This window comes from Methylobacterium sp. GC_Met_2, from assembly GCF_026540795.1.
Classification (GTDB): Bacteria; Pseudomonadota; Alphaproteobacteria; order Rhizobiales; family Beijerinckiaceae; genus Methylobacterium.
The window spans coordinates 1-3,084 of the sequence record NZ_JALNUM010000225.1 but is presented as its reverse complement, the minus strand read 5'-3'; the positions used below and the strand labels follow the sequence as shown (position 1 = coordinate 3,084).

Annotated in this window: 5 protein-coding genes; 4 read left to right on the top strand and 1 reads right to left on the bottom strand. The window is 64.2% G+C overall.

Going from position 1 to position 3,084, the window contains the following annotated elements; all coding sequences use genetic code 11:
- Positions 1-1,193: porin (locus tag OXS49_RS32990; protein ID WP_267428715.1), on the top strand; the 1,193-nt coding region annotated here is incomplete at its 5' end.
- 331 nt (positions 1,194-1,524) lie between these two features.
- Entirely contained in the window at positions 1,525-1,755 is a 231-nt protein-coding gene (locus OXS49_RS32985; protein WP_267428714.1) for a hypothetical protein, read from the top strand.
- On the opposite strand, the gene OXS49_RS32980 is transcribed toward OXS49_RS32985, so the two are convergent.
- Entirely contained in the window at positions 1,707-1,958 is a 252-nt protein-coding gene (locus tag OXS49_RS32980; protein ID WP_267428713.1) for a hypothetical protein, read from the bottom strand. The two genes, OXS49_RS32985 and OXS49_RS32980, sit on opposite strands and share 49 nt — an antisense overlap.
- A 57-nt stretch (positions 1,959-2,015) precedes the next feature.
- On the opposite strand from OXS49_RS32980, the gene OXS49_RS32975 reads away from it, so the two are divergent.
- Positions 2,016-2,309 carry a hypothetical protein gene (locus OXS49_RS32975; protein WP_267428712.1) on the top strand — a complete coding sequence of 98 codons (294 nt, stop codon included), beginning with the start codon at positions 2,016-2,018 and terminating at the stop codon, positions 2,307-2,309.
- Positions 2,310-2,840: 531 nt separating this feature from the next.
- Positions 2,841-3,077 carry a hypothetical protein gene (locus OXS49_RS32970; protein ID WP_267428711.1) on the top strand — a complete coding sequence of 79 codons (237 nt, stop codon included), beginning with the start codon at positions 2,841-2,843 and terminating at the stop codon, positions 3,075-3,077.
- The last annotated feature ends 7 nt before the right edge of the window (positions 3,078-3,084 follow it).

Below are 3,084 nucleotides of genomic sequence, written 5' to 3'. Positions count from 1 at the left end.
ACATGAACGTCGACAAGGCGTTCATCCAGTTCGCGGGGCTCACCGCCGGTCGCGCCTCCTCGTTCTTCGACTTCTACGCCCACGATTTCGAGTTCGCTGGCGCCACCGCGGGTTCAGACAACTTCTCGACCAACCTGCTGGCCTACACCGCCACGGTCGGCAACGTCCTGTCGGCGACGATCTCGATCGAAGACCCGGTCTTCCGCCGCACCCCGATCTTCTCGCCGTTCAATATCGCCGCCACCCTCAACACCGGTAGCGTGCAGAACTTCGGCGTGACCAACCAGCCGACCCCGATCTTCGTCGGCCCGGGCCGGTATGGCAACATCGACAGCATCGAGCGCTCGCGCCTGCCCGACTTCGTCGGCGTCGTCCGCCTCGATCAGGCCTGGGGCTCGGCCCAGCTCTCGGCCGCCACCCACGAGCTGAACGTCGGCAACCTCTCCACCGCCGCCAGCACTGGCACCGGTCCGGTCCTCGTCCCGGCCCATACCCGCAACGTTCAGGGCTTCGCGGTGCAGGGCGGCCTAAAGATCAACGCGCCGTTCATCGCCCCGGGCGACGCCCTGTACCTGCAGGGTGCCTACGGCGAGGGCGCGCAGCTCTACACCGGCTACTCCTCGTACACCGGCTCGTACACCCAGAGCACCACGACCATCCAGGGTCAGAAGTTCGCTCAGTACTTCTCCGATGCGACGGTCAATCCGTTCACCGGCCAGCTGCAGACCTCGACCAGCTTCACGGCGGTCGCGTCGTACCTGCACTACTGGACGCCGGAATGGCGCTCGGCCTTCTTCGGCTCTTACGGCGAGCAGAGCTTCGGCCAGGGCGCGCGCCTCGCCCAGGGCGCGATCTACAACCTCGTGAGCGGTCTGGCCGGCAGCAACCCATTCGGCTCCAACGCCGTCGGCACGCCCGGTACCCGGTTCTTCAACCTGAGCCAGGCGCTGCGCGACACCTACCAGTTCGTGGCGGGTGGCAGCATCATCTGGTCGCCGGTCAAGGATCTCGATATCGGCGTCGAGGCGTTCTACACCCAGATCGGCCTGAAGAACGGCCGGGCAATCGACCTCGACAAGAGCCCGACCGCCTACGCCAACATCGCCGGCATCAACAACGGCACCTTCGCGGTCCGTACCGCCACGCAAGACTCAGTGTCGCAGGTCCGCTTCCGCGTCCAGCGCGACTTCTAGTTTCCCAGTTCGAGACTGGTTGTTCCCAAAGCTTCCTGATCTCGATGTCCCCGTGCAAAGGGACCCCAACTCGCCCGGCCGAAAGGCCGGGCTTTTTGTTGCGCGGTTGCCGTGATCCGATCAACGCGTCACCGGCACTACGCGACCTCCCAGCCATGGCCAAAGAGATCCCCAGCGTCGGCGACCTGCGCCGCAAGTCCGAAATGGCAGTGGGGTTCAACAAGCAGGGAGGATGACTACCGAGATCGCTGGGGAACCGTGTGGATGAGGCTAGAAACCTCTTGCCACTACGGTCGCTTGCGCTGCCCAGGATGATCTGGGAGAGGCTAGCATGACCGAGGAGCAGATGGGCGACCTCCAGGTGCTATCTGATCTTCGCTCCTGGCATCGGCGACAGATCGAGCAGGCACTCGGCGATATCCGTGTCATCCAAGCGCATGAGCAAGCCATCCTTCGGCTCCATCAGCTAAGCACCATCAAGAGGCAGCACGCGGCCGAGGATGAGGCGGATCGTCAGAGCGCCCGCGCGGCGAACTCCCACATCGGCGGCCCGCAGACCTGACCTGGCTTCGTCCGGTAGCCGGAGAAGCGCTCGAACACGATCCGATCGGCCTCGACGCCGATGGCAGGCGCGCCGTTGCCCATCAGGGCGCCGGCATACTCCACGCGCAGGAAGCCGTGCTGTGGATGAACCCCGAACAGCTGCGGGGCCGTCCAACCCAGCCCGTGGGCCTCGGCGCCAAACTGATCGAGGAACGCGAGCATGTTGACAGGTCGAACTGACGCTCTCACCGAGCACCTGAAGGCGAAGGGCTATCTGAGATGAAGCGCAGCACCGTCACAGTCTTGCTGCTCATGGTGGCCAGCCCCGTAGCCTTGGCGCAAGCGCAGCAGGACATCCCCATCCAGCACGACCTCAAACGCATGGACCGGCTCGACCGGCGCCTCGGTATTCCAGAAGATAGCGGCCGACGTGTCGACCCGAACGTGACGCCTGATAATCCGGAAGGCGTAGTCGGCTTCGACGGACCGCCCTTCAACTACGGTGATCCTGGCGTGATCGGTGATGGACCTCTGCCGCCTGGGTCGCCGGCCGATGATGACGACTGGAATTAGACCGCAGCTGGCCCTCTCGGACGGCTCACCGGCAAGGCTACGTGCGGCACCGTGAGGATCCTGAGGGGGCGAACTGAAACCCTCGCAGAGCGCTTGAAGATAACGGGCTGCTTCACGCGACGGAGGGCTCCGTTCGAACGCCGGAGCGGTCAGATGCGGGCCATCCTCATAGCCGCGGCAGCCGCGATCGTGGTCGTCGCTGCCGTGGTCCTAGGCGACCTCGTAAGCCGCGGCATTGGCTGACCCTCAGCCTATGTGGCCTGTGGATCACGCAAATACTGAATTGACGAACCGTTAAAATTTTGCGCTGGCAGGTAGAGGCAGTCCAGGGGCATCAGGGGCTTCGCTACGCCGAGACGCCATCAATGCCGATCGCCCTTTATGACCGTTTCCATTTCTACATCGCCACGGCGCTGGTTTGCGGCGGGGTTGCGATGATGGCGGCGGCTTGGCTGCTGGATGCGCTTTGAGCCGCTCGCGTGCCGGCCAGGGCTACCTGCGGCATCGTAGGGATCCGGAAGGTGCAAACTGATGCCGGTCAAGAACCTAGTCCTGCTCGTTCTCGCACTGCTCGCGACCGCGGTGATGGGGATTGGCTGGTTACAGGATCCCGCCGCGCCGACACCGGCGGAATGGTTCGTCGCGAAGATCTCGGAGGGCGGCTCGTGGGCCGGACTTTTCCTGACGCTGCTGGCCGTCGCCTATTTCGGTTGGCGAGCTAGTGGTGCGAGTCTAACACTTGGTGCCCGCGCTTTGCGGCCTGGATAATGCGATC

Coding starts and splice junctions, on each gene's coding strand:
- OXS49_RS32985 (WP_267428714.1), top strand. CDS start 1,525: ATGACCGAGGAGCAGATGGGCGACCTCCAGGTGCTATCTGATCTTCGC.
- OXS49_RS32970 (WP_267428711.1), top strand. CDS start 2,841: ATGCCGGTCAAGAACCTAGTCCTGCTCGTTCTCGCACTGCTCGCGACC.
- OXS49_RS32975 (WP_267428712.1), top strand. CDS start 2,016: ATGAAGCGCAGCACCGTCACAGTCTTGCTGCTCATGGTGGCCAGCCCC.
- OXS49_RS32980 (WP_267428713.1), bottom strand. CDS start 1,958: ATGCTCGCGTTCCTCGATCAGTTTGGCGCCGAGGCCCACGGGCTGGGT.